This window comes from Moraxella sp. CTOTU46711 (assembly GCF_031975715.1).
Taxonomy (GTDB): domain Bacteria; phylum Pseudomonadota; class Gammaproteobacteria; order Pseudomonadales; family Moraxellaceae; genus Faucicola.
Map to the genome: position 1 here is coordinate 382,117 of NZ_DALYMP010000002.1, position 24,366 is coordinate 406,482.

Consider the following 24,366-nt stretch of genomic DNA (forward strand, 5'->3'; position numbering starts at 1 on the left):
CAACCCACTCGTTTAGCGAGCACTGTCACAACAAGGAGGTGTGTGTTGAAAGTAACTATCAATGAAATCCCTGTTACACTAGCTTGTAGTGAGGCAGGCAAACAAGCGCTTAACACGGCTGAAATGACGCTTAGACAACGCCAATTTATCTTATTGATTAAAGAAAATACTAGCTTGGGTGAGCAAGCGGTGAGCAATTTATTGTCTAAGTTAGATTTACAACAATTGATTGAAAAAGGCTGGATTAGCTGCGATGTGCCGCTAGGGCAAATTTTCAAACAACCTAGCACTCCTGTTGCAGCGTTGGCAAGCGCTATTGCCACTACAGACGCACCATCCGCTGAAACTGAAACTGTATTAAGCAAAAAATGCTGTGATAAAAAGACGGGCGCGAAAAATTTACAGTCATTCCTAAATACTTATACCAATGCTAAGCTAGCGGCTCCTACTATCCCTGATGTGTCAAACATTGAATTGCCATCGCTGCGAGCAGCGGACACATCACAGCAGCATCCGATGGCAGATTCAGCACTGGCATTAAAAATACCTGAGGCACTGCAACCAAAAATGGCTCAAGTGCATGAAGATATTATGATTTTGCAAAGTCTGATAGACGACTGATTTTGCGCAGTTGCAGCGGGTTAGCCGCTTTGGGTTTTTAACGGTTTTTTTTGAGATATTTTTATGGTGGCATTCCTTTCGACATTTTCTGCAAATTTTCGCTGCCCGATTTGCCAAAGTGCGCTAAAGGTGGGTGAAAAAGTTTGGCAATGCACGGGTGAAAATGCGCAGCAGCGGCAACATGATTTTGATGTCGCCAAACAAGGGTATGTGAATCTACTACCGGTGCAAAATAAGCATAGCAAAAACCCTGGCGATAGTGATGAGTCGATTATGGCGCGTCGTCGTTTTTTGCAAGCGGGGTTTTATCAGTCGCTGCAAGATGGGCTGTATGAATTTTGCAAAGGGCTATTATCCTCCCAACCATCGGTAAATTGGCTAGACATTGGCTGTGGCGAAGGATATTACACTGAGCGATTTTTACAGCTTAACCCAAGTAAATTAGTCGCGCTTGATATCAGCAAACCTGCCGTAATTGCCACGGCCAAACGACTTAAACCAATTAGCACGACCACACAAAAATATTGCTTAGTGGCATCTGCTTCGCAAGTACCATTGGCCAGTCAGTCGGTGAGTATGTTAACCAGCATTTTTAGCCCGATTTTGGCGGATGAATTTCATCGGTTGGTCAGCGATCAGGGTTTTGTAGTGATTGCCAAGCCTGCCGTCAATCATTTGATTGAGATGCGTGACGGGTTATTTGAACAAATCGTGGCGCACGACTCAGACAAATTTATCGATGAATTAGCACCGTATTTTGAGTTGGTCAAGCAAACGCGGGTGGAAACCACGATTTCGCTTACTGCTATGCAGTTACAAGATTTATTGACGATGACGCCCTATGCATTTCGGGCGCAGCCAGCCAGACGTGAGGCATTAATCGAACGCTGCCAGCAAGCAGGGTCAATGTGCTTTACGACCGATTTTATGATTTATGGGTTTCAAAAAATTTGTCTCTAAAAAAGCGCCTGTCAGTGCGCTACTTTCTACCTTATAAACAGCCTTAAGCGCGCGGATGATGCAGCTGATGCAGCTGTTGCAGTCTTGCTGTAGCCACATGGGTATAGATTTGGGTGGTTGATAAATCGCTGTGACCCAATAACATCTGTACACTGCGCAAGTCAGCGCCGTGATTGAGCAAATGGGTGGCAAAGGCATGACGTAAGGTATGCGGAGAAATTTCACTTTCGATGCCGGCTTGCTTGGCGTAGCGTTTAATGACATACCAAAAGTTTTGGCGGGTCATGTAGCCGCCTTGTTGGGTCAAAAATACCGCTTGGCAGCGACTTTCTCGCCCATTTTTCATGATACACAGTTGTGGTCGCGCTAGGGTCAAATAATCGGTCAATACATCAATCGCCACTTCACCAAGGGGTACCAGTCGAGTCTTATCGCCTTTACCGGTAACCTGTAACCAGCCAGCATTGAGATTGACTTCACTTAACGATAAATGAATAAGCTCAGAAACACGCAGCCCGCAGGCATAGAGCACTTCAAACATGGCTTGGTCACGCATGCCCAATGGGGTCGATGTATCTGGGCTAGCGAGTAGGGCGTCGACATCACTTTCCGATAAATCTTTGGGCAGCGCGCGCCCAAGTTTTGGGGTCTTGATATGTTCACACGGGTTGTCATCACGCTGATTGGCGTTGATTTGCCATAAAAAAAACTGTTTAAGCGATGATAAGGCACGTGCTTGGCTGCGCGCTGTTTTGCCTTGTTTATAGAGCGCCGCTAGGCAAGCCAACACGTCACTGGCGTCCCAACGGGTGATGGCTTTGCTACAGGTGGTTTCGCACAGCATCAAGTCACGAATATAAGCATTGCGCGTATTGGTAGCAAGTCCCCGCGTTAGCAATTCTTGGCGAAACTGCTGAATATAACTGGGCTCATCATGAAGGTGTAAGGATTTGACTTGGCGAGGTTGGCGCGCGGCGACTTGGGACATAAATGACTTGAAATCTCGGAATAAGGGGCGTTTTTTTAACCAGCTTTTTTCTTAATCCAGTAATGATACACATTGGCATACGGATCAGGGTTTTGGTGTTGTTGGGGGTTTATGATGTCTTGCTGCTCGATAAGTTCATGCCCCAGATGACGACAAAAATTGGGGATATCGCGCGTGGTCGCAGGGTCAGTGGCGATGACGTGAATCACTTCCCCCGACTGCGCTTTACGAACGGTTTTATGCAGCAGCATAATCGGCTCTGGACAAATCAGCCCTTGGGTATCGAGTTGGTAATTGGCATCAGGCATGTTGAGTCTCTGTTTGTCGACTTTCTTGAATAAAATTAAAAAAACGGGTTAAATTGGCTTTAAACATAAACGCTACCCCAATCCAGGCGGCTAGGGCGACATAGCTACTGATAACAAACAAGCCAAATCCCATACCGATACACAGCGCAAGCATGCTCGGCTGGCTTAAACGATAACGGTATAAAATAAACGCCACATAGCAGGATAGCGGTATGGTCAGTCCAACGAGTCCGTAAGGCACCCAATGAAACAAAGTATAAATCGTTTGACTGTCCTTAAACTGTGACAAGCTCTTTAGGGTACCAAATAATAAAAATAGCGCAATTGCCAAATAAACCAGATAAATTGACCATTTGTTGAGTCGCTGTGCGTGCTCAATCAAACCAAGAACAGGGGCAGAAAAGCCTTTGGTCGTTGGCATGGCAGGCGCATTTAATTGAGTCATGATAACAGCGCTCCTTCGCGACTTCTAAGCCAACTGCCAAGCATAATTGCCGAGGCGATACTATCAATCGGCTCTTTGTCACTTTTGATTAGACCATATTCCCAAGCCAAATTTTTGGCTTCACGGCTAGTTAAGCGCTCATCCGCCAAAATAATCGGGCGTGGTCGATGCGCTTCTTCGAGCTGGTGCTTGAGCCTACGAGCAAATTTTTTGGCACGATTGCCAAGCTCAGATGCAGTGCCATCCATATTCAGTGGCAAACCGATGATGATGGTGCTTACTTGCCATGACTCGATAATTTTTAGCAATTCATCCCAATTGGGTTTGCCATTATCCATTTTAAACTGCATCAACGGGCTTGCGGTTTGGGTTAAGGTATTGCCCAAGGCGATACCCATTTTTGCGATGCCAAAATCAAGCCCCATCACCGTTTCGATAGTGTGGGTGTGATGGGTATCTTGCGTCATAGTCAGGTTAAGCATGCCCGATATCCGTACTCAGTTTGTTAAAATCAACGCCCAACTGCTGAGCGGCGACTTGCCAGCGGTTTTTGTGCTCAATATCAAACAATAGCCCCATTGATGCCGGCAAAACAAACCAATCGCCTTGGTTGATTTCTTCTTCTAGCTGCCCTTTTGCCCAGCTGGCATGACCCAAACAAAGCTCAAAATGCTCAACGCCTTGACCATTGGCGATACTTTGTAAAATATCCTTGCTAGTGGTGATACAGACGTTTTCGGTGATGGCAAACGAAGATACCCAATCGGGCTGTCCAGTATGGAGCACAAACCCAACTTCCGGGTTCATAGGACCTCCATCTAAAGGTAATTTTCGGTGCAAGTCGGTGATTGTCACATCAATATTTAATTCTTCAAACAATTTGGCGACGTTGCTGGTTTCGATGGGTTTGTTAATTACCAGCCCTAACGTGCCTTGTTGGTCTTGACGGCAAATATAGACCAAAGATTGATAGAAAATCCCGCCGTCAATATTGGGCGACGCTATCAAAAAATGGTTGGTAAGATTTTGGTTTTTTGACATTCAGTGGCATACCTAATTAAAAGCGACAAACATTAAAAACGATAAGCATTAAAAACGATAAACATTCAAAGCGATAAGCCATATTAAATTAACTGACACGGCGACTTGCTAGCAAACTGCGCGCGTGTTGGAGCGTGTCTTCGGTGATATTGACCCCGCCCGACATGCGCGCTAATTCCTGCACTTGGTCATCGCCCGACAGAATTTTTAAGTGAGACTGGGCTTTCTCTTGCTGGGTCTTGTACACCAAAATATGCTGATGGGCTTGTGCCGCGACTTGCGATTGGTGAGTGATCGCAATGATTTGTTGCTCTTCACCCAGTTCACGCAGTAACTCGCCCACCACTTGCGCCGTGCCACCACTGATACCCACATCTACTTCATCAAATACCAATAACTGACGGGTGGTGGTTGCCATATCGGTGGTAGTATTACGGCAAACCCCTTGCGCATCAATGACTTGCATGATAAGGGCTAGCCGTGATAATTCACCGCCTGAGGCAATTTTGTGAATCGGTTGCATCGGCATACCGACATTGGCACTAAATAGCAAATCGATTTGCGATAACCCGATACTTTGCGGTTTATCAAGTGGGGTAAATTCAAATGCTGCTTGCACATTGGGCAATGCCAATGTTTTTAACCGTGCGACCAGGGCTTCAGCTAACGTCGTGGCATTGGCTTGGCGACTGTCATCCAACGCTTGGGCTTTTTGCAGATAGATTTGATAAGCTTCTTCAATTCGCTCTGCCATCGCTTCAGGCGACATCACCGATTGCAAATCATCTAATTGCTGTTGCCAGGCTTGGCTGTCTTCAACAAGGCTTTCCGGCGTGGTGTGATATTTACGCGCCAGTCGGTGGAACGTCGATAACTGCTCATCAAGTAGTGCTAACTGCTTGGGGTCAAGGCTTTGCCCTTCCGCATAATTGCTCAGGGTGCTAGCGACTTCAGCGATTTGGGTATGTGCTGAGTACAACTGGTCAACACAATCAGCATAGGTTTGGCTAAGCTCGGTCTGCGCTTCACACAGTTTAATCGCCCGATTAAGCAGGCTTATCACATCGGGCTCATCACTGTCATTATCGAGTAATTGCACCGACAAGGCGGCTTGCTGCATAAGGTTTTCAAGGTTAGACAATTCATCGTATTCAGCTTCAAGTTCATTGTACAAGACAGTGGCAATTGGCTCAATATCGGCTAATTGATTGCTCAATAGCTGAATTTGCTGCTGGCGCAATTGCTCGTCTTTAGCGTGCTGCGCGGCTTGTGATTTAAGGCGTTCGTACTGCAAAAACGCTTGTTTCACGTCGTTTGCTTGGCTATTTAAGCCCGTGGCGCTATCAAGCCATTCCATCACAAACTGCGGACGCAGCAAACTTTGCTGGGCATGTTGGCTGTGAATATTGACCAGTAACCCACCCAAGGTTTTAAGCTCATTCATGCTAATGGGCATGCCATTGAGCCAAGCTTTACTACGAAGCGTACCGTTTTGGTTGGCAAGTTGCCGGCGAATCAGCAGCGTATCGTCTTCAAATGGGTAATTTTGCTCGCTCAGCCATGCCATGACGTCGGGTAATTGACCGATATTAAATTCTGCAAAAGCGTCTGCCGTAGTCTGTCCATGCCGAATCAAACCTGCGTCACTACGACCACCCACGCACAAGGTCAAGGCGTCAAGCAATAGTGATTTACCAGCACCTGTCTCGCCAGTGATAATGTTAAATCCAGCATTCATCTCAATTTCAGCATTGGTGACGAGTGCTAAATTTTGTAAGGTTAACTGTGTCAGCATATCAATCCTATCATTGACGTTAAGAGTGGCACATTGGCGGTCAAATTTGCAAAAACTTTATTGTAACCTTGTCATGAAAAGCTCACAATAATCCTAGACAAGTCTTCAAAAATCAGTAAAAATTCCATCTAGCTGTTTCACACTAAACAATAGCATAATTGGGACAATTACAAAATAAGCAACGCAAAAATCCAAATTTCCGTCAGCTGGCTATCTTTGATGGGTATCTGTGTCTAGCAATCTTCGCCTAGTTAAGTTGAGGGCGGTTTCATCGATTGTCATAAAACATAGATTGTTATAATAGATTGTCATAAAAGTTGACTAAATTTGATGATATCCTATTGGTCTAAACAACGTCTGCATAAGGATAACGGAACATAATTTTTTATCAACCGTTAAAAATCTATCGGCAATAGCATTGGCTGATTGCGACAAGTCACGGACTGCGTTTGATTATAAAACCCATTTGTCGACTAAAAAAAGCGGGTTGCCGCAAAACGACCTGCCAATCTTTATAATTCTTTATAATAAGGCAGCGTTATCAAGTCAACTGACTGTGTATTTTAAGGAGAATCTCATGACGTCACCTAATCGTTTCGACCATGTATCGGTAGAAAAAATAGCGAATGTTTACTATGAAGGTCGTACTTTTAGTCGGACCGTTTGGTTTGAAGATGGACGCAAAAAAATGCTAGGAATCGTGCTACCTTGTGATGCCGATGTGCCAGCCTATGAATTTAAAACCGACTCATCTGAACGTATCGAAATTTTGGCAGGCGAGTGTGAAGTCAAACTGGCAGGCGAGGAAGAGTTTACTTATTACCGTGCCGGTCAAGCGTTCTTGGTCGAAGGGCATAGCAGTTATGAGCTACGTAATGAAGCAGTCGTGCAGTACATTTGCCACCTAGAAGGCTAGGGGCAAGGCAAATATAAAATTGAAGAAAAGGGTCATCAATCATGGCAAAACCGAGTTATTTTTATGGCATTCATGCCGTGCAATCCATCTTGCAACACCGCGGTATCGATGGGTTAACACTCTTTATTCAAGACGGTAAAAAACAAGATGATGCCACGGTAGCCAACATCACTGAGCTTGCCCAAACCTACGGGATTGCGATACAAATCAGCGCCAAAGACAAACTCACCAAACTTGCAGAAAGTCCGCAGCATCAAGGCGTGGTATTGCAAGCCCGCCCTGCTGAACTCCAAGATGAAGCAGATCTCAAATACCTAGTCGACAAACACCAAACCGAGCGAAAACCGCTATTACTACTGGTGCTTGATCAAATCACCGACCCGAACAACCTTGGCGCGTGTTTGCGTACCGCTGTGGCAATGGGCGTCTCAGCCGTCATTATTCCCAAAAATCATAGTTCAAGCATCACCCCAGCCGTGGCAAAAGTTGCCGTCGGTGCGGTGGAATTAATTCCTTTTATCCAAGTCACTAATCTTGCGCGTACGCTCACTGACATCAAAAAACAAGGGGTTTTTGTGTTTGGTACGGCACTCGATGACACGGCAAAGCCCGTGCAAGACTGTGATTTGACAGGTGATGTGGCGATTGTGATGGGCTCAGAAGGTGATGGTATTCGCCGTTTGACCGCAGATACCTGCGACCAGCTGGTTTATATCCCGATGCCCGGCAATGACCATGGGCAAATCCAAAGCTTAAATGTCAGTGTCGCTACTGGTATGGTGCTGTATGAAGCCAGTCGCCAGCGCACTAAAAAATAATGAGAAATTAAAATGGGCTTTAATTTTCATCAAAGCACAATATTTAAAGATGCATTAGATAGAGAATTCCGATTTTTCGACGTCTATCAAGCCCAAAGCCAGCCGAGTTATCAAGCATTAATAACGTTTTTTGTGATTGATAATCAAATTACCTCTCAAGCCATTTCAATTTATCGACAGCAAGTGAATTGTAAGCAATTGATTGCCATACAAGTTGATGAGCAAGTAGGTAAAGAGATTTTAGCATTAGCTGATAATGTTATTTACTGCCGTGATAATCAAGTTGAAAACGTCTTTAAAGCCTTTGATATGATGTTAGCTGATTATGGATTTATCTATTTGAATGCTATGGATGTTGAGTATTTTTTGCAAAAGAACCGTTATTTAATATTTGTTGAATATTGTCAAACTGGGCAAGATATAGCAGATTTAATTGATAATAATTTGAAAAAGGTTCTATCGAAAAAGCCAAATTGTAAAGTTAATGGCGTTTTGATAGTTGAAATCGCACAATCAGAAGTTTATGGTTTTGAAAATCATGGACAAGTTATACAAGGTATTGTAGATAGTGGCTTGTTAAAAGAAAATAACGATATATTCACTGCGATAAATTTTCAAGAAGCTGAAAATATTTGGGAAGATGGGGAAATAGGTCACTATCTAAAAGTCTTTTTTGGATTTAATTGAATAGCATACATAAAAGGTATTTATCGTGAGTTTGAAGCAACAATTATTTAATCGTTATTTAGCAATAGTAAAAGAAAATCAAGAGTTTTTAGATAGCACTTTAGGTATAGAAAAATTATCTAAATTATTTTTAACGCCTGTAACTGATAACTATGAAAGCGCAAAAAATAAAATTATGATAGTTGGTAGAGAAACAAATGATTGGCTGACCAGCAATAAGCAGTTCAATTCCAACGTTTACGATGACGATTATATCCAAAAATTAATGGATAAAAGTCATAATTACTTTGTTAAAACAATGGATGGCTCACAAGCTCAAGGTGCAGGTTTTTTTAATTTTCTAAAGAAAATAGCAAATAAAAGTGGTAAGGAAGGTTTGATTTGGTCGAATGTGTATGCTTTTGATTATAATAAAGGGCACATTAACAACTCGAAAAATAAAAATTTAATTAATGGTGTTGTAAAAATTTCTGAAGAATTATTAAAAGCCCAAATTGAAATTTTAAAACCCGATTATATTATTTTTGCAACGGGTAATAAAGGTATAGAAGTTCGAAGACAGTATTTTCCAAATGATAAATTAACGGATAAGAAGCCATTTAAAGGTTTCGAAGTTGAAGATTTATGGTCTTTTAAGTTGCCAGATAATGATGCTATCTGCTATAGACTACATCATCCATCTGCTTGGGGTAAAAAAAGAAAAAATGAAATTGAAAGCTACTTGATAGATTTATTACCGAGCAAAGAATAAAAATTTATCATAAAGGAACAATAAAAAATGCAATTTGCCATTATCGGACTGGGTGTTTTTGGTATTACCTGCGCTAAAGAGCTTGAAAAACTGGGCAACCAAGTCCTAGCGATTGATATTGATGAAAAACTGGTCGATGACATCAGTGAATATGTCACCCGTGCCGTGATTGCTGACGCCACCGACAAAGACACCATAGAAGAGCTTGACCTTGCGAGTTTTGACGGCGTACTCGTGAGCATTGGTGATAACCTTGAAGCCAGCTTGCTATGTACACTCAACCTACTAAGCCTGAACGTACAAAACCTATGGGTGAAAGCCAAAACCGACTCTCACCACCAAATCCTACAAAGCTTAGGGGTGAACAATATTATTCACCCCGAACAAGACATGGGGATTCGTATTGCCCAAAAGATGAACTATCCGATGGTCAAACAATACATGGCATTGGGTGACGAGCAGTTTTTGGTTCGCCTAGACCCGCCTGAGCAGTGGCGAGGGCACCCGTGGTCGGATGTCCAACACAGTCATCCTGATATTACCTTTATCATGTTAAAACGCAACCAGCAAATCTTTAACCAATTACCTGATGGCTTTTTCTTTCAAGGTGGTGATAAATTGGTGGTAGGGGGTGATACCCAAGCGCTGCGTCGCCTTGCCAAAGTCATTCGGCAAACGGCTATTTAGTCCACCACTCACGCAAAAAAGGTAATTAGGTGTAGATATGCCGTTTCGTGAAGTCAAAAAAGGCGACAAACCAAAAATTGTTGATAAATCAAAACCCAGTACTCACGACCTAGAGCCGCCTACCAAACAGGGACTGCAGTTGTCCTCGCCTGCGATTTTGTCCTTGGGATTTTTAGCGTTAATTGTGATAGGGACGGTTTTGCTGTCATTGCCAATCGCAACGATTCAACCGATTAGTATCCTAGCGGCAGCCTTTACTGCGACGTCTGCGGTGACTGTCACCGGGCTAAATGTCGTAGATACCGCTAACTATACCACGTTTGGACAACTGGTGATTGCCGCGCTGATTCAATTTGGCGGTCTAGGCTTTATGACCTTTGCGATTTTGGTATTGACCAGTCTGCAAGGTAAAATGGGGTTATCCGGCTCCATTACGGCGCAAGAAGCGTTGGGTACTCATAGCAACCAAATTGGTAGTACCGCCAAAGCGGTAATCAAAATTGCCTTTATCACCGAGAGCTTGGGTTTTTTAGGATTAACGCTATTGTTAGCACCGCTAAAAGGGCTAAAAGATGCGATGTATGAAGCTTTTTTTCTATGTATCTCAGCGTTTAACAATGCAGGTTTTGCGCTAAATGGCAACAATATGACTGCCTATGTGCAACAGCCGATGATTAGTTTTATCATAAGTCTGCTTATTATCACGGGCGGTATCGGGTTTTTGGTGATTTTAGATATCATCAAACACAAGCGCTGGCAAAAATTTACCCTGCACACCAAAGTCATGGTTTTGGGCACGTTAGCGCTCAATGTCATCGGTTGTATGGGGTATTGGTTACTTGAGCGTCATAACGCCAAAACGATTGGCGGATTGAGCGAAGCTGGGCAGTGGTTTGCATCTTGGTTTATGGCGGTAACGTCACGTACCGCAGGTTTTAATAATATTGATTATAGCCAAGTGACAGATGCCAGTACGTTATTGACTTTTATATTGATGTTTATTGGCGCAGGCTCAATGTCCACAGGTGGCGGTATCAAAATCGGTACCTTTGTGGTTATCCTAGCATCGACTAGGGCATATTTGCGCCAGCACCCGCAAGTGACGATTTTTCATCGTGCTATCTCTGATCACTTGGTAAAAAAATCGTTTGCGGTGATGAGCACATCGATTTTGATGATTGCTTTAGCGGCGTTTATTTTAACCATATGTGAGCCAGAAGGGCATTTGGTTGATATTTTATTTGAAGTGATATCGGCATCGGCAACAGTCGGGTTATCGCGAAATTTCACCCCGACCTTGAGTGAGCCTGGGCAATGTGTGATTATGTTTATGATGTATATGGGGCGTCTTGGGCCGTTAACCTTGGCGTATTTTATCGCAACCCCTAAACCGACCCGTATTCGTTATCCTGAGACCCATACCCTTGTTGGTTGAGTTGGCGCCCTTATTGGCTAAGTTGGCTAATTTAACAGGGTTAGCGAAGCAGCAAAGACCAAGCAAAAATTTTACTTAGCGGTTGGTGCACCCAAGATATTGAAAACTCAGGATACTGAAAACCTAAGGAAGCTATCGCCAAATCGTGTATGATGATTGTCTATAACTGGTGAATTGAGCGATTTAGTAAGTTTTAAAGTTATGAGTAGTTATATTTTAGATACAGAAGCGCATGGATTGGTTGAGCCACATGCGACCGAAATTGCCTACATTGGCGTGGTGTTTAGTCCAGCAGGCGAGCTGATACTACAGACCCACAATGCCTTTGAGCAGCGCTTTAACCCACACAAAAAAATTACTTTGGGCAGCCAAGCCATCACAGGGATTTTTGACGAGGATGTGGCAGACAAGCCGCCGCATACTGATTTTCAGTTACCAGAAGACTGCGAGTATCTCATTGGGCACAATATCGACTTTGATGCTGACGTGCTCACCAATGCCGACTGCGATTTATCAAACATCAAGCGTATTTGCACTTTGGCACTGGCGCGGCATTTTTTCCCGCAGTTAGATAGCCATAGTTTGGGTGCGCTACTGTGTTTTTTTGAGCCACAAGTTGCCAAGAAAAATATCAAATTCGCGCATGGTGCCAAATACGATATTTGGTTTACCTTTTTGGTATTAAAAGCTATCTGCTATCAGCATCGCATTACCGATATGCCACAGCTGTATCAAGCCAGTGAACATGCCCGAAAACCCACGGTAATGCGCTTTGGCAAACATAAAGGGGTTGCCATTAAAGACTTGCCGGCTGATTATGTCGATTGGCTGCTCAAACAAGCTGATCTTGATCCGTATTTACACCTTGCGCTCACCAAAAATAGCGCAGGCAATCATGGCAACCTTCTATGATTGAATCCTTGCACTGTGATTTAACCCCTGAAGTGCCAAAATGATTACGCGCCAAATTGCGGTTTAACAATCACCAAAATCACCACGGCGACTAAAATAAACACAGGCACCTCATTAAACCACCGCCAAAAAACATGGGTTTTATAGTTAGGGTTATCAATCAGTTTTAAGCGAAATCGACCACAAGCTATATGATATACTGTCAACGCAATGACGCAGGCTAGCTTGATATGTAGCCAAACTTGGGTTTTATAACTGTCCCAATTGGGTAGCAGCATACACAAGCCAAAAATCCAAGTGGCAATCATCGCAGGTGTCATAATGCCGCGATACAGTTTACGCTCCATCAATGCAAATCGATCTTGACTGATTTTATCGGCACTCATGGCATGATAGACAAACAAGCGTGGTAGATAAAAAATCGCGGCAAACCAACACACCAATGAAATCACATGCCAAGCTTTAAACCATAAAAAATATTCTGTCATTGCTTACCCCGATGATGATGCAACTCAACAAGCTTACCCTAAATCAGCTTATTCTAAATCAGCTTACTCTAAATAAACTTGCCCTAAAAAATTCTGCAAATAGCCGTTATTTTAAAGTTTGCATGATGGCAAGTAAATCCGAGATTTGTTGTTCACTATGACGAGCACTCACGCAAAAGCGTAGCCGTGCTGTGCCTACCGGAACCGTAGGTGGACGGATGGCCGACACCCAAAAACCGCGAGATTTTAACGCGTTGGCAAGCTGCAGGGTTCTGTCATTATTGCCAATGACCACAGGAATAATGGCGGTGGTCGGTATTTGATTATCAATGCCTACTTGCCAATTTTGCTGCAATAGCCCTTGACTGAGCTGTTTGATGTTGGCAAGTAATTGATCGCTGCGCAAAGTATCGGTGTGCGACATGACTATGCTAGTTTTAGTCACGCTGGCAAGCACAGGGGGCATCGCCGTGGTATAAATAAATGAACGGGCAAAATTGGTCACATAGTCAATCAACTCACTCGAACCTGCGACAAATGCGCCACTAGTACCTATCGCTTTACCAAAGGTGCCGATATAGATATCCGCTTGCGGTTGGGCTTTTTTATAAGCCTGATAGGGCAAACCAAAACCGTGGGCATCATCTACCATCAAGGCGCATTCATAGCGAACCGCTAACGCATGCAGCGCAGCCAAATCGGCAATGGTGCCATCCATGCTAAAAATATGATCGGTGACAATCAGTTTTTGCTTAGCGCTACTTTGCGAAAGCAATTGTTCTAATTGGCTATAATTGCGATGCCCAAAACGCATGACTTTGGCACGGCTAAGGATTGCCCCATCGACAATGGAGGCATGATTGAGCTTATCGCTAAAAATCACGCTGTCTTTACCACACAACGCTTGAATCACACCGACATTTGCCATATACCCTGTGCTAAAAGTTAATGCCCGTTCATAGCCTGTCACTTGGGCAAGGGTGGTATCCAACTGTTCATGCCAAAGCGTATGCCCCGTAATCAGGTGCGACGCGCCACTACCGACTTGCTGGATAGTTTTTGTAGCTTGGCTAAACGCTTGTATGAGTTGCGGGTCGGTGGCAAGTCCCAAATAATCGTTGCTGGCAAAGTTGACGTAGGTTTTGCCATCTATGTCAATGGTGGGCGTCACCCCTTGCCTAATGGGCGTCAGTTGACGATACAGGTCTTTTTGGCGCTGTTCATCAAGGGCTGATTGAAGGGCAAAATTGGCTAACATACTGTTGAACTCTGTTAAAGCATCGCTAAAGCATCTAAGAAAAAACCGCCACTTCGGCGGTTTCTTGGCATATCAAACGACAGCCAAACTCCCGATGCGACCATTCATCGCATTGGTTACAGGAATTTGTCGAGGCTCGGCTTTTTCAACCGTCAACCCTAAATCGGCAATCAATTGATCATCATGGTTGGTGGTAGCATTATCGGTGGTCAATAAACGATTCCCATAAAAGAAAGAATTGGCACCGGCCATAAACAGCATGGCTTGCTCGGCATCGGTTAAGCCTTCACGACCTGCGGCAATACGCACATAGCTGGTTGGGCAAGCAAGGCGCGTGACAGCAATGGTACGAATCCATTCAAGCACAGGCAAGCGCGTGCCTTGCAGCTGATCTGCAATCGGCGTGCCTTCAATGGGTACTAGCATATTGATTGGGACTGATTCAGGGGGTTTTGGCAGATTAGCCAGTTCTGTGAGTAAGTTGATGCGGTCATCACGACTTTCACCCATACCGATGATACCACCTGAGCAAATATTAATGCCGGCTTGTCGCACATGGTCAAGGGTAGTTAGACGGTCATCATAACTACGGGTGGAGACGATATGGTTATAGTACTCGCGTGAGGTATCAAGGTTATGGTTGTAGTAATCTAATCCCGCTTCAGCAAGTACTTGTGCTTGGTTACCCGATAACATGCCAAGCGTCATGCAGGTTTCTAACCCTAATGCTTTGACTTCTTTAATGAGCTCAACCACATAGGGCATATCTCTATCGTTTGGGTGTTTCCATGCCGCACCCATACAAAAACGGCTAGAGCCAGCGGCTTTGGCTTTTTTGGCCTCGCTAATCGCTTTTTGTACTTCGATTTTCTTTTCAGGTTGTAAGTCGGTGCTATGGTGTCCTGACTGTGAGCAATAGCCACAATCTTCAGGACAATTACCCGTTTTTATTGATAGCAGGGTACTGATTTGTACCGCATTGGGTGGGAAGTGTTCGCGAAGTTTGTTTTGCGCTAGCAACAGTAAATCCATCAAAGGTAATTCAAACCAAGCTTGAATTTGCTCGCGAGTTGGGCGGCTTTGGGTGGTCAGTGTGGTGCCAATCGGTTGTTGTGATTGTTGAATTGCTAATAAGTCTGCCATGACAGCTATAATCCTAATTAAAACAAAGCTTAAAATGATAAAAGGTGTTTCATCATACCAAAAAAAAACAACCACCTAAAGTGATTGTTTTTTATAATTTAATGACAATGGCTTATCTGTCTTGTGAGTTATCTCCACGAGTGATTGAAATATTGGTGATAGGTGATTTATCATCAGTGACTGCGCTAGTTTTGACATTGTCGGCAATGACCTCATCAGACGCATGCTTTGCCTCAATTTCAGCAGATTTACGCAGCGCAGGCGTTAAGTTCTCATTATCCGCTGATTTGGCAAACACGTTATCAGGACGGATGCTATCATCATTTGCCGTACTATCTTCAGCTTTAGCGGTACTATCTTTAGCCGCTTCATACTTCTCTTCGATGGCTTTGTTATCGGATGCGTCAGAATCACTGCCTTTTTCGTCTGTCAGCGTTTGCTTAGCTTGTTCGACTTTATCTTTTGCCTCACTGATTTTTTCTTTGGCTTCATCGTTTAGCGCATCTAGTTTGTCATCGGCTTGGGTTTTTAACGCGTCAACCTTTGATTTAGCATCATCTAGTTTTTCACCTGCCAAGCTTTTAACATCAGCTAATTTTCCAGCCGCTTGGTCTTTGACGTCTTCAAGCTTGGTTTTAGCCTCAGCAAGTTTATCGTCCTTAGTGACTTTCGCTTCATCCAATTTTTCAGTGGCAGTTTCTTTAGCGTCATCAATTTTATCAGCCGCTTGCGCTTTAACCTCATCCAGTTTTTCTTTGGTTTCGCCAAGTTTTTCATTAGCGGTATCTTTGATATCCGCTAATTTTTCGCTCGCATCTTCTTTAAGTGCATCGATTTTTTCTTTGGCTTCGGTTTTTAGCTCATCAAATTTTTCCACCGCGTCGTCTTTGATTTCAGCCGCTTTCGCTTTAAGGGTGTCTAATTTGCTTGCAGCTCCGGACTCGCTGTCAGCATTAACGTCTTTGGTGTTTGATTCATTAAAGTATTTGCTGCTGCCAGATGCTTTACCTGCGCTTGTGCCCCCAATCATTGCTAAGGCTTTACTGCAAAGTTCTTTTGCAAAAGGTGTGGCTTTTTCAATTAATGGTTTTGCTTGTTCAACCACAGGTTTAAGTGGCTCAGGTACTTTTGGCACAATAAATTTTGCGATTTGGTTAAACCACATCAGCAGTGAATAATCACCGGACATTTTTAAGTCACCATTTTGGATGCCTGTCATAAATGCCGTCGCTTCACCTTTAGTGAGCAATTTCACACCCGTCATTGAATCTTTAAAGGTAATCGTCAACGTTGGCTCTTTGGCTGGACCTGCATGTTGGCTAAAATTACCATTATTGATTTGGTAGTAACGTGATGTTTGTTCCGCGTCGCTGCCGAGTTGAATAGTAAAATTACGGTTTTCCAATAAGCCTTTAAATTTGTCATCGCCCATTTTGGCAAGTTGGGTTAGACGCAAGCCAACGGCAAACAATAATACGTCAAGGGGATCTGATTTGATTTGGGTTAATTGAGATAACATACGTGTCCTCCAAAATTATAGATTTTATAGATATTGCAATGCACAAGTTCTTTAAATAAATGACGATACTTAAGTCACTCATTTCAAAGAAATTATAATTCGCTATTACAAAAGATTTAGTAGCTTTGTTATACAATATATTATAAGGTCATCGATGCTAAGTTACAGTAATGTTTAACATACCAGTATCATTTTTTGTAATCAAAGCGTTTGATTTGTGTATTTAAGCAGCGTTAGACAGCGAACTTTTTACCTTTTCTCAAGCTAAAGCGCATAAAAAACCCATCAACGTGATGGGTTAAATAGCTTGTTATAGCGATAAGGTGGCGAGGTTGTTATTATTGTTTTGAGTCAAACACAGAAGCATGACGAACAAAGTTTTGATGAAAATCGGTATCTTTTTCTAATACCACAGGACGATGACCGGCGCTCATTTGAACACTACTTTTTAACATAGCTTGGTTGGTAGCAGCTTGACTTGCGGCTTTGTTAAACTTGGGTTTTCCATTTAACGCTATCACAATCGGAATCATCGATAAGCCAATTGCCGCTACATAAGCATCTGTGCCAGTTAACGATGACAGTGTGACCACTGCCCAATGCAGCCCTTCCACCGAAATCCAGTACACCATACCCAACATAAAATAGCCCAATACAAAACGATAAGGGGTAAACGCAATCGCTAGCATACCGACAGTAACTAGAACGATTAAAAACAACCAATTAGAAGTTAACGACGTAGTAGCTAATAATAGACTTGCCGAGATAAGCATGGTTGACCTCATGAAAAGTTATTGAAAACAAATACTTAAGGTAAATTAAGTAAAAGCTTGTGTAGGTTATTATGGCGATAAAAGATGAAAATTAAAAGTCAAAACCCAACTAAAACGACAATGGATGACGTATCAAATTTGGCTGATTTATCTTAAAAAAAAGCGATTAAAAAGGCTAAAACCGGATAAAAAAAGGTAACAATCAATCGTCGAAATCTATTGTTCAAGGGTAACAGGAATTTTCGTAAATCTAGTAAAAAAGTGCTAAAATGCGGTAACTGATTTGTCGCGAAATGTATATTGTTTTAATACTTTGTAGTTTTGCCCACCCCTTAATTTGCTCAATAACCATGGCTATATATCTAGCTAAAAAATTGGATAAGTTTGCTATTTTGGGCGTTTTAAGTAAAAATATCGTTCGGCAATTGTACCGCCTATTTTAAGTGCTATTTGCGACGCAAAAAAATTTAAATTTTTAATGTGACTAATTAAAAAAACTGACGCTTTATCAAAATCACGTCGACAACTATTTTGATAAATACAGTTTGCCTAATCACCGACTATATAGTGGTAATTCTCGTATGATGACGTTTCAACAATTGATTTTAACTTTGCAAAATTATTGGGCAGAAAAAGGCTGTGTGGTGTTACAGCCTTACGATATGGAAATGGGTGCAGGCACGTTTCATACCGCCACTTTCTTACGAGCATTAGGTCCAGAGCGTTGGCATGCCGCCTATGTACAGCCATCACGCCGTCCCACGGATGGTCGCTATGGCGACAACCCAAATCGGTTACAACATTATTATCAGTTCCAAGTGGTACTCAAACCCAATCCACCTGATATTCAAGAATTGTACTTGGGGTCACTCAAAGCGATTGGCATCGATACCCTAACGCATGATGTCCGCTTTGTAGAAGACAACTGGGAATCACCAACGCTTGGCGCATGGGGACTTGGTTGGGAAGTTTGGCTTAATGGTATGGAAGTTACCCAGTTTACTTACTTCCAGCAAGTCGGTGGTATTGAATGTTTTCCTGTGACAGGAGAAATCACGTACGGTCTTGAGCGCCTTGCCATGTATATCCAAGGCGTGGACAGTGTGTATGACTTGGTATGGACGGATGGCGAATTTGGTCGTGTCACCTATGGTGATGTATTCCACCAAAACGAAGTAGAGCAATCGACCTACAACTTTGAACATGCCGATGTGGCAAAAATGTTTGAGTTGTTTGATTTTTATGAAAGCCAAGCCGATAAATTGGTCGGTCTTAATCTGCCGCTGCCTGCGTATGAAATGGTGCTCAAAGCATCACATACCTTTAACTTGTTGGATGCGCGTGGGGCGATTTCAGTGACTGAGCGTCAGCGCTTTATTTTGCGCGTGCGTACCTTGGCGCGTAAGGTAGCACAAAGCTATGTAGAAACGCGTGCCAAATTGGGCTTCCCATTGGCGGATGACGCACATAAAGCCGATGCGTTAGAAAAATATCTACCAAAAGAAAATATTTCAAAACAACAAATGAAAGAAGCGGATAAATCACAATAGTTTCATCACATCGACGAAAAAAATTTCTTTAGACGGCAAAATTGAAAAAGGCAATAGATAGTTTCTATTGCCTTTTTTTTTGCCTTATTTTCTTGATTATTTTGTTGTCAGCGCTAATAAAAAATATCAAATTATCAGAATATTCTAATCTCGCATATTTATATCAAAAATCGCCACAGGGCAACGACGCGCTATTCTACTACAATAGCCGCAGCAAGTAAGCCATGTAACAAGGGGCGGTGAGTGGAACTTTATTTTATTTTAGCGGGTATTTTTGTCGGATTTTGCGTGGGTGTGACGGGTGTGGGCGGTGGGTCACTGATGACGCCGATTTTGATTTTACTGCTAAAAGTAGAGCCGCATATTGCTGTTGGCACCGATTTGCTATACGCCGCTATTTCCAAGTTTTTTGGTGGTGTGGTACATTTTAAAAAATCAAATGTCGTTTGGCCAATCGTGCTATGGCTAGCGATTGGTAGTATTCCAGCCTCTATTGTCACCAATTATCTCGTCGCTACCTACTTGGGCAATATCAACGCCATCAAACTAATCATGACCTTGATATTGGGCGTGATGTTGACCATTACTGGGATTTCGCTGATTTTTCGCAACCGTATCGAAGCGTTTTTTGACAAATACCGCAAAAATGACCAAACTGACAGCCTCACCTCCCAAATCCCCAAATATAAATTGGTGCTGATGGGCATATTGCTCGGGGTAGTAGTGACCTTATCGTCGGTTGGGGCAGGGGCATTTGGGGTCATGGCGCTGGTGCTAATTTTTCCTCAGTTGCCACTCATTCGTATCATCGGCTCGGATGTGGTACATGCGGTGTTATTAACCTTGGTCGCAGGTCTCGGGCATTTACTGTCAGGCAGTGTGGATTTTCACATGCTGACCTTTTTGCTCGTTGGCGCGATTCCTGCCATTATTGTAGGCACATTATTGAGCAGTAAACTGCCTGAGAAAAAATTGCGCCCGATTTTAGGGGTGACGCTGTTGTTGTTGGGGATTAATTTTGTGGTCAATCCTGCCAAAGCCAAACCAAAAGCCGCGGTCAATACGCCAGTCGCTACAACCGCTGTAAAGTCTTCGGCAAGCGCCAGCCAATAAGTTTAATTTTCGTTTTGCGCTGACGGTTTTCTTGATTTGCCCCGCTGATGGGGCATTTTTATGGCTTAAATTTCTGCTATAATCGCCTATATTTACCCTATTTGAATCAACAAGGCTTTAGCATGTCTACTATTTTATTTGAACTTGGCACCGAAGAATTGCCCCCAAAAAATCTAAAAACATTGCGTGATGCTCTCACTGACCATGTCACCCAATCGCTAAAAGATGCCAATATTCGCTTTGATACCATTAAAAGCTTTGCCGCCCCGCGTCGTCTTGCCTTGCAGATTCAAGGAATTAGTGAAAAACAGCCCGATAAAATCGAACAAAAACGCGGTCCTGCAGTCAAAGCTGCCTATGACAAGGACGGTAATCCAACCAAAGCGGCACAAGGGTTTGCCCAAGGCTTGGGTATTGACGTCAAGGATTTGATTACCATCAAAGGTGATAAAGGTGATTATATCGGCTATGAAATGAATATCATCGGTCAGCCTGTGGCTGAGTTACTGCCGAGTATTTTTCAAAAAGCCTTAGATGAGCTGCCGATTGCCAAACGCATGCGCAGTGGCGCAGAGCGTTCTGAGTTTGTTCGCCCTGTCAAATGGTTGGTGCTACTCAAAGACGACCAAGTGCTGTCAGCGACGATTCAAGGATTAACGTCGGGTGAGACAGGGTCGCAGGGCATTGAACTGGGTCGTTATAGTCTTGGCCATCGTTTCCATCATCCTGATAAGGTTAGAATTGACACGGCAGACAGCTATGAGCAAAACCTTGCCGAGGCGCACGTCATCGCTGATTTTGACAAACGCCAACAACTTATCAAAGAGCAAGTGCAACAGCTTGCCGATGAAGTAGGGGCGACCGCTATCGTACCGCAAGATTTGCTTGATGAGGTCACTGCGCTGGTCGATTATCCAGTAGCGCTACGTGCAAGCTTTGAGCCACGATTTTTACAAGTACCGCAAGAGGCCTTGATTAGCACCATGCAGGCGGATCAAAAATATTTTTGTTTGACTGACAGCCAAGGTAAATTACAGCCTTATTTTATCTTTATCAGTAACATTGACAGTAAAGATAAAGCGCAAGTGATTGCCGGTAACGAAAAAGTGGTACGTCCACGCCTTGCAGATGCCGAGTTTTTCTTTTTACAAGACCAAAAACAGCCATTGTTTGCGTTGACTGAAAATCTAAAAACCCGCGTATTCCAAGATAAGTTAGGGACAATTTGGGAAAAATCTGAGCGTATTGCCAAGCTAGCTGCCTTTATTGCTACCCAAATTGGCGAAGACGTTGAGCAAACGGCACGGGCAGGCTTGCTGTCAAAAGCAGACCTTGCCAGTACCTTGGTGGGTGAGTTTCCAGAATTACAAGGCGTGGCAGGGACTTACTATGCGCGTTTAAACCAAGAGCCAGAAGCGGTGGCGGCGGCAATCGAAGAGCAATATCTGCCAAAATTTAGCGGTGATAAATTACCCGCGACCAATATTGGAACGGCGCTGGCATTAGCAGACCGTTTGGATACGCTGGTCGGTATTTTTGGTATTGACCAAGCGCCAACCGGTTCAAAAGACCCGTTTAGCCTACGTCGCGCGGCGATTGGGGTACTGCGTATCTTGATTGAGAAACAACTGCCATTAAATTTGGTGGTATTGCTTGAGCAAGCTTTATTGGGTTATGTAGGCAAAATTGACGACTTACCAAAAACTTTCAAACAAGTGATGGAGTTTATTAATTCGCGCTACCGTGCCATGTATGAAGACCAAGGCGTGAGCGTGGACACAATTATTGCGGTACAGGCGCTACAACCGCAAGTGCCAATGGATTTTGACCATCGTATCAAAGCCGTACAAGCCTTCCGTGATTTGCCACCCGCCAAACAACTTGCCGAGGCCAATAAACGTGTTGCCAATATTTTAGCCAAGGCTGAGGGTGAGATTGCAACCCAAGTACAAACGGCTTATTTACAAGAACCTGCGGAAAAAGCATTGTACCAAGCGGTGCAAACTGCAGCGCAAAGTATTGAGCCCCACCAACACACTGACAACGCCAACTACACCCAGATTTTACAATCGCTAGCCACGCTGCAGCAGCCATTGGATGACTTCTTTGAGCAGGTGATGGTGAATAGTGAAGATATTAAACTCAAAGCCAATCGGTTGGCGTTGCTAAAAAAAGTGCGTGGGTTGTTTTTAACGGTTGCAGATATCAGTGAGTTACAGCTATAAGCTAATTTAGATACGAGTTAATTTAGACATGAGTCAACGCTTTAATCATAGGGCTTCGATACTATTGCTTTAATACCCCTGCTTTAATATCATTGGTTAAACCCATGCTGACAACGGTCATTATGGGTTTTTTTACAAGCTAAAGATATTTTTACGCTTGTTTTCACTAAATTGGCAGGCTAGTGTACACGTAGTTGATACTATTTTAAGGGTATTTTCGTCTGAATTGCTCTCTAGGGTTTATGATGGTATAACCAATATAACCAGGTTCAAAGCTTTTGGTAAATTGTGTATTTAACGGTGGGTTTTATCTATTATTTATCTTTTTTAATTTATTTTTTCTAATTTATCTTCTTCTAGGGTAATGACGTGAAAGTCAGCAATAACGATAGCTTGTTTCAATATATGGTGCGTACCAAAAGGTATCGGCTTCTTTTACAAAGCTTAGTGGTGCTGTGTTTGTTTGTGCTAGCTTTTGTGGCTATCAATGTATATATTGCGCGTTTCTTAACCCAGGCTACCCAACATATGGATATCATCGGCAACATCAGTGATTTGACGCTTGAGATAGCAACCAGTGCGCAGCATCTAACAGTAACGCCTAACAACGATAGTCAACAAATCATTCAGACCTTACAAAAACAGGCAGCTGAGTTAGACGGTTATATGGCACAGTTGTCCCGCTATCCAAAGCAAGAAACAGCAATGGATGAATTTGCCATTATTTGGCAAGACTATCGCCAAAGAATCGCGCAAGTCTCTGAGCAAGATGAAAAAGGCAAAGTTGAATTGGCTGAGTTTGCTTATCACAACCAAGCCAAAATTTGGTCGTTGATGAATATTGGCTATGACACTTATCTCAATGACACCTACCGTACCGCAGATTATTCGCGCTATTTGACCTATTGCAGTTTTTTTGCCTTGATAGCCTATATCATCTTTTTTATCCATTACACCATCAGACAGATGTATCACGATGATGTGGCGATTGATAAAGCGCAGACCGATATGCGCGATATCATGAACACAGTCAAAAAAGGCTTGTTTCTCATCGATGATAAAATGGTCATTGGTGAGCATTATTCCAAAAAACTAGAGCAGTTATTGGGACGCAAGCAGTTAGCTGGGCTGACACTACCCCAGCTGTTACAAAATATGGTCAGCGAAAAAGATATCAGAGCGACACAGCATTTTATCAATTACCTGTACCAATCCAACGTGGATGAAGAGTTGATTCAAGATATCAACCCCCTTAAAACAGTCGAGTTGATTTTTTTAGATGAAACGGGCGTTACCAACAAGAAATACCTGCATTTTGAATTTTTACGGGTGGTTAAGAGCAATAATAAAAAATCCATTCATTTATTTGTCAGCGTGGTAGATATTACTGAAACAGTGCTTTTAACAAAGCAAATCGATAAGGTAAAAGATGAATACCATAAATTTATCAGCCGTGCCGTCTATCTATTAAGTTTGGATACGCAAACAGTTGATGATTTTATTGCCACCAAAAGAGCCACTGTCGCGGCTATAACCGATATCTTATATGGTCAGGTATTGGACAAAGAGCAGTTAGTGACAAAAGCCAAGACCTTGCTAACAGTGACACAAACACTAGCAGATGATACCCAAGTTTTACGTCTCAAACAGTATGATGATGTTGTCAATAGTTTGGTGTATGAGCTAAAACGTTTAACGCGGTTATCTCATATTCAAACCAATGATTTTACTAGCTTTATGCTTAAACTTGATTCCTATAAAGAAATGTTAAATTTAACTGAACATTTAATCAATGAACAAGCCGAGCAAGCCTGATGGGTTATCTACAAAAAATTAAAACTTTCATTAGCTATAGTTTAAGATGTATTATCTTATATTTGTGTTAAACGCGGGCTTTTAGACGCCAATTCATCACAAATCGATATTCCAAAAT

The 24,366-nt window shown here is 42.9% G+C and carries 24 protein-coding genes; 13 read left to right on the forward strand and 11 right to left on the reverse strand.

Annotation, left to right across the window (positions count from 1 at the left end; genetic code table 11):
- Positions 1 to 42: 42 nt before the first annotated feature.
- Positions 43 to 621: a hypothetical protein gene (locus RTJ53_RS05560; protein WP_312276190.1), complete on the forward strand. Its 579-nt coding sequence runs from the start codon at positions 43 to 45 to the stop codon at positions 619 to 621.
- Between the two features lie 63 nt (positions 622 to 684).
- Complete coding sequence (locus tag RTJ53_RS05565) at positions 685 to 1,581, forward strand: putative RNA methyltransferase (protein ID WP_312276191.1); 897 nt, start codon at positions 685 to 687, stop codon at positions 1,579 to 1,581.
- 43 nt (positions 1,582 to 1,624) lie between these two features.
- Here RTJ53_RS05565 and xerD read toward each other — a convergent pair whose 3' ends face one another.
- The 6 genes from xerD to recN form a co-directional block, all read right to left on the reverse strand.
- Positions 1,625 to 2,569, reverse strand: coding sequence for a site-specific tyrosine recombinase XerD (gene xerD, locus RTJ53_RS05570; RefSeq protein WP_312276192.1), 945 nt, complete (start codon positions 2,567 to 2,569; stop codon positions 1,625 to 1,627).
- A gap of 35 nt (positions 2,570 to 2,604) precedes the next feature.
- A complete protein-coding gene (gene tusA / locus RTJ53_RS05575; RefSeq protein ID WP_050324895.1) occupies positions 2,605 to 2,877 on the reverse strand; it encodes a sulfurtransferase TusA in 273 nt (90 codons plus the stop codon).
- Positions 2,870 to 3,322 (reverse strand): hypothetical protein, encoded by a 453-nt coding sequence (locus tag RTJ53_RS05580; protein WP_312276193.1) that lies wholly within the window; start codon positions 3,320 to 3,322, stop codon positions 2,870 to 2,872. The genes tusA and RTJ53_RS05580 overlap by 8 nt, the downstream gene beginning before the upstream one ends.
- Positions 3,319 to 3,804, reverse strand: coding sequence for a Holliday junction resolvase RuvX (ruvX, locus tag RTJ53_RS05585; RefSeq protein ID WP_312276194.1), 486 nt, complete (start codon positions 3,802 to 3,804; stop codon positions 3,319 to 3,321). Before ruvX ends, RTJ53_RS05580 begins: the two co-directional genes overlap by 4 nt.
- On the reverse strand, positions 3,797 to 4,363 hold the full coding sequence (locus RTJ53_RS05590) for a YqgE/AlgH family protein (protein ID WP_312276195.1): 567 nt from the start codon (positions 4,361 to 4,363) through the stop codon (positions 3,797 to 3,799). The genes ruvX and RTJ53_RS05590 overlap by 8 nt, the downstream gene beginning before the upstream one ends.
- Positions 4,364 to 4,451: 88 nt before the next feature.
- Positions 4,452 to 6,158 carry a DNA repair protein RecN gene (recN, locus tag RTJ53_RS05595; protein ID WP_312276196.1) on the reverse strand — a complete coding sequence of 569 codons (1,707 nt, stop codon included), beginning with the start codon at positions 6,156 to 6,158 and terminating at the stop codon, positions 4,452 to 4,454.
- A 577-nt stretch (positions 6,159 to 6,735) separates the two neighbouring features.
- Between recN and ppnP the strand changes: the two genes are divergently transcribed.
- The 7 genes from ppnP (at position 6,736) to RTJ53_RS05630 (ending at position 12,364) form a co-directional block, all read left to right on the forward strand.
- Positions 6,736 to 7,074 carry a pyrimidine/purine nucleoside phosphorylase gene (gene ppnP / locus RTJ53_RS05600; RefSeq protein ID WP_007115041.1) on the forward strand — a complete coding sequence of 113 codons (339 nt, stop codon included), beginning with the start codon at positions 6,736 to 6,738 and terminating at the stop codon, positions 7,072 to 7,074.
- Positions 7,075 to 7,115: 41 nt separating this feature from the next.
- Positions 7,116 to 7,892 (forward strand): 23S rRNA (guanosine(2251)-2'-O)-methyltransferase RlmB, encoded by a 777-nt coding sequence (gene rlmB / locus RTJ53_RS05605; protein WP_312276197.1) that lies wholly within the window; start codon positions 7,116 to 7,118, stop codon positions 7,890 to 7,892.
- 12 nt (positions 7,893 to 7,904) lie between these two features.
- Positions 7,905 to 8,579 carry a hypothetical protein gene (locus RTJ53_RS05610; RefSeq protein ID WP_312276198.1) on the forward strand — a complete coding sequence of 225 codons (675 nt, stop codon included), beginning with the start codon at positions 7,905 to 7,907 and terminating at the stop codon, positions 8,577 to 8,579.
- Positions 8,580 to 8,604: 25 nt separating this feature from the next.
- The gene (locus RTJ53_RS05615) at positions 8,605 to 9,330 is read left to right on the forward strand and encodes a hypothetical protein (RefSeq protein ID WP_312276199.1); all 726 of its coding nucleotides are present in this window, start codon (positions 8,605 to 8,607) and stop codon (positions 9,328 to 9,330) included.
- Positions 9,331 to 9,357: 27 nt separating this feature from the next.
- A complete protein-coding gene (locus tag RTJ53_RS05620; RefSeq protein WP_188875256.1) occupies positions 9,358 to 10,017 on the forward strand; it encodes a potassium channel family protein in 660 nt (219 codons plus the stop codon).
- Between the two features lie 37 nt (positions 10,018 to 10,054).
- The gene (locus RTJ53_RS05625) at positions 10,055 to 11,452 is read left to right on the forward strand and encodes a TrkH family potassium uptake protein (RefSeq protein ID WP_312276200.1); all 1,398 of its coding nucleotides are present in this window, start codon (positions 10,055 to 10,057) and stop codon (positions 11,450 to 11,452) included.
- A gap of 201 nt (positions 11,453 to 11,653) precedes the next feature.
- Complete coding sequence (locus RTJ53_RS05630) at positions 11,654 to 12,364, forward strand: exonuclease domain-containing protein (protein ID WP_312276201.1); 711 nt, start codon at positions 11,654 to 11,656, stop codon at positions 12,362 to 12,364.
- A gap of 44 nt (positions 12,365 to 12,408) precedes the next feature.
- On the opposite strand, the gene hemJ is transcribed toward RTJ53_RS05630, so the two are convergent.
- From hemJ to aciT, 5 genes are all read right to left on the reverse strand, one after another.
- Entirely contained in the window at positions 12,409 to 12,852 is a 444-nt protein-coding gene (hemJ, locus tag RTJ53_RS05635) for a protoporphyrinogen oxidase HemJ (protein ID WP_036604087.1), read from the reverse strand.
- A gap of 106 nt (positions 12,853 to 12,958) precedes the next feature.
- Positions 12,959 to 14,110, reverse strand: a complete 1,152-nt coding sequence (locus RTJ53_RS05640) for an aminotransferase class I/II-fold pyridoxal phosphate-dependent enzyme (RefSeq protein WP_312276202.1) — start codon at positions 14,108 to 14,110, stop codon at positions 12,959 to 12,961.
- A 72-nt stretch (positions 14,111 to 14,182) separates the two neighbouring features.
- Positions 14,183 to 15,253, reverse strand: a complete 1,071-nt coding sequence (gene bioB / locus RTJ53_RS05645; protein WP_312276203.1) for a biotin synthase BioB — start codon at positions 15,251 to 15,253, stop codon at positions 14,183 to 14,185.
- Between the two features lie 112 nt (positions 15,254 to 15,365).
- Positions 15,366 to 16,772 carry a hypothetical protein gene (locus RTJ53_RS05650; RefSeq protein ID WP_312276204.1) on the reverse strand — a complete coding sequence of 469 codons (1,407 nt, stop codon included), beginning with the start codon at positions 16,770 to 16,772 and terminating at the stop codon, positions 15,366 to 15,368.
- A gap of 338 nt (positions 16,773 to 17,110) precedes the next feature.
- Positions 17,111 to 17,557 (reverse strand): AciT family ciprofloxacin tolerance protein, encoded by a 447-nt coding sequence (gene aciT, locus RTJ53_RS05655; RefSeq protein WP_312276205.1) that lies wholly within the window; start codon positions 17,555 to 17,557, stop codon positions 17,111 to 17,113.
- 572 nt (positions 17,558 to 18,129) lie between these two features.
- Here aciT and glyQ point away from each other — a divergent pair.
- The 4 genes from glyQ to RTJ53_RS05675 all read left to right on the forward strand — a co-directional run bounded on the left by glyQ (position 18,130) and on the right by RTJ53_RS05675 (position 24,248).
- A complete protein-coding gene (gene glyQ, locus RTJ53_RS05660; protein ID WP_040403119.1) occupies positions 18,130 to 19,095 on the forward strand; it encodes a glycine--tRNA ligase subunit alpha in 966 nt (321 codons plus the stop codon).
- Between the two features lie 243 nt (positions 19,096 to 19,338).
- Positions 19,339 to 20,208 carry a sulfite exporter TauE/SafE family protein gene (locus tag RTJ53_RS05665; RefSeq protein WP_312276206.1) on the forward strand — a complete coding sequence of 290 codons (870 nt, stop codon included), beginning with the start codon at positions 19,339 to 19,341 and terminating at the stop codon, positions 20,206 to 20,208.
- A gap of 122 nt (positions 20,209 to 20,330) precedes the next feature.
- Positions 20,331 to 22,433 carry a glycine--tRNA ligase subunit beta gene (gene glyS, locus RTJ53_RS05670; protein WP_312276207.1) on the forward strand — a complete coding sequence of 701 codons (2,103 nt, stop codon included), beginning with the start codon at positions 20,331 to 20,333 and terminating at the stop codon, positions 22,431 to 22,433.
- Positions 22,434 to 22,802: 369 nt separating this feature from the next.
- The gene (locus RTJ53_RS05675) at positions 22,803 to 24,248 is read left to right on the forward strand and encodes a hypothetical protein (protein WP_312276208.1); all 1,446 of its coding nucleotides are present in this window, start codon (positions 22,803 to 22,805) and stop codon (positions 24,246 to 24,248) included.
- Positions 24,249 to 24,366: the final 118 nt, after the last annotated feature.

Excerpts from the sequence above, each read along its gene's own strand:
- ruvX (WP_312276194.1), bottom strand. The coding sequence starts at position 3,804 with ATGCTTAACCTGACTATGACGCAAGATACCCATCACACCCACACTATC.
- RTJ53_RS05565 (WP_312276191.1), top strand. The coding sequence starts at position 685 with ATGGTGGCATTCCTTTCGACATTTTCTGCAAATTTTCGCTGCCCGATT.
- RTJ53_RS05630 (WP_312276201.1), top strand. The coding sequence starts at position 11,654 with ATGAGTAGTTATATTTTAGATACAGAAGCGCATGGATTGGTTGAGCCA.
- ppnP (WP_007115041.1), top strand. The coding sequence starts at position 6,736 with ATGACGTCACCTAATCGTTTCGACCATGTATCGGTAGAAAAAATAGCG.
- tusA (WP_050324895.1), bottom strand. The coding sequence starts at position 2,877 with ATGCCTGATGCCAATTACCAACTCGATACCCAAGGGCTGATTTGTCCA.
- glyS (WP_312276207.1), top strand. The coding sequence starts at position 20,331 with ATGTCTACTATTTTATTTGAACTTGGCACCGAAGAATTGCCCCCAAAA.
- RTJ53_RS05625 (WP_312276200.1), top strand. The coding sequence starts at position 10,055 with ATGCCGTTTCGTGAAGTCAAAAAAGGCGACAAACCAAAAATTGTTGAT.
- xerD (WP_312276192.1), bottom strand. The coding sequence starts at position 2,569 with ATGTCCCAAGTCGCCGCGCGCCAACCTCGCCAAGTCAAATCCTTACAC.
- RTJ53_RS05650 (WP_312276204.1), bottom strand. The coding sequence starts at position 16,772 with ATGTTATCTCAATTAACCCAAATCAAATCAGATCCCCTTGACGTATTA.
- bioB (WP_312276203.1), bottom strand. The coding sequence starts at position 15,253 with ATGGCAGACTTATTAGCAATTCAACAATCACAACAACCGATTGGCACC.
- glyQ (WP_040403119.1), top strand. The coding sequence starts at position 18,130 with ATGACGTTTCAACAATTGATTTTAACTTTGCAAAATTATTGGGCAGAA.
- RTJ53_RS05620 (WP_188875256.1), top strand. The coding sequence starts at position 9,358 with ATGCAATTTGCCATTATCGGACTGGGTGTTTTTGGTATTACCTGCGCT.
- rlmB (WP_312276197.1), top strand. The coding sequence starts at position 7,116 with ATGGCAAAACCGAGTTATTTTTATGGCATTCATGCCGTGCAATCCATC.
- RTJ53_RS05640 (WP_312276202.1), bottom strand. The coding sequence starts at position 14,110 with ATGTTAGCCAATTTTGCCCTTCAATCAGCCCTTGATGAACAGCGCCAA.
- recN (WP_312276196.1), bottom strand. The coding sequence starts at position 6,158 with ATGCTGACACAGTTAACCTTACAAAATTTAGCACTCGTCACCAATGCT.
- RTJ53_RS05590 (WP_312276195.1), bottom strand. The coding sequence starts at position 4,363 with ATGTCAAAAAACCAAAATCTTACCAACCATTTTTTGATAGCGTCGCCC.
- RTJ53_RS05580 (WP_312276193.1), bottom strand. The coding sequence starts at position 3,322 with ATGACTCAATTAAATGCGCCTGCCATGCCAACGACCAAAGGCTTTTCT.
- aciT (WP_312276205.1), bottom strand. The coding sequence starts at position 17,557 with ATGAGGTCAACCATGCTTATCTCGGCAAGTCTATTATTAGCTACTACG.
- RTJ53_RS05610 (WP_312276198.1), top strand. The coding sequence starts at position 7,905 with ATGGGCTTTAATTTTCATCAAAGCACAATATTTAAAGATGCATTAGAT.
- hemJ (WP_036604087.1), bottom strand. The coding sequence starts at position 12,852 with ATGACAGAATATTTTTTATGGTTTAAAGCTTGGCATGTGATTTCATTG.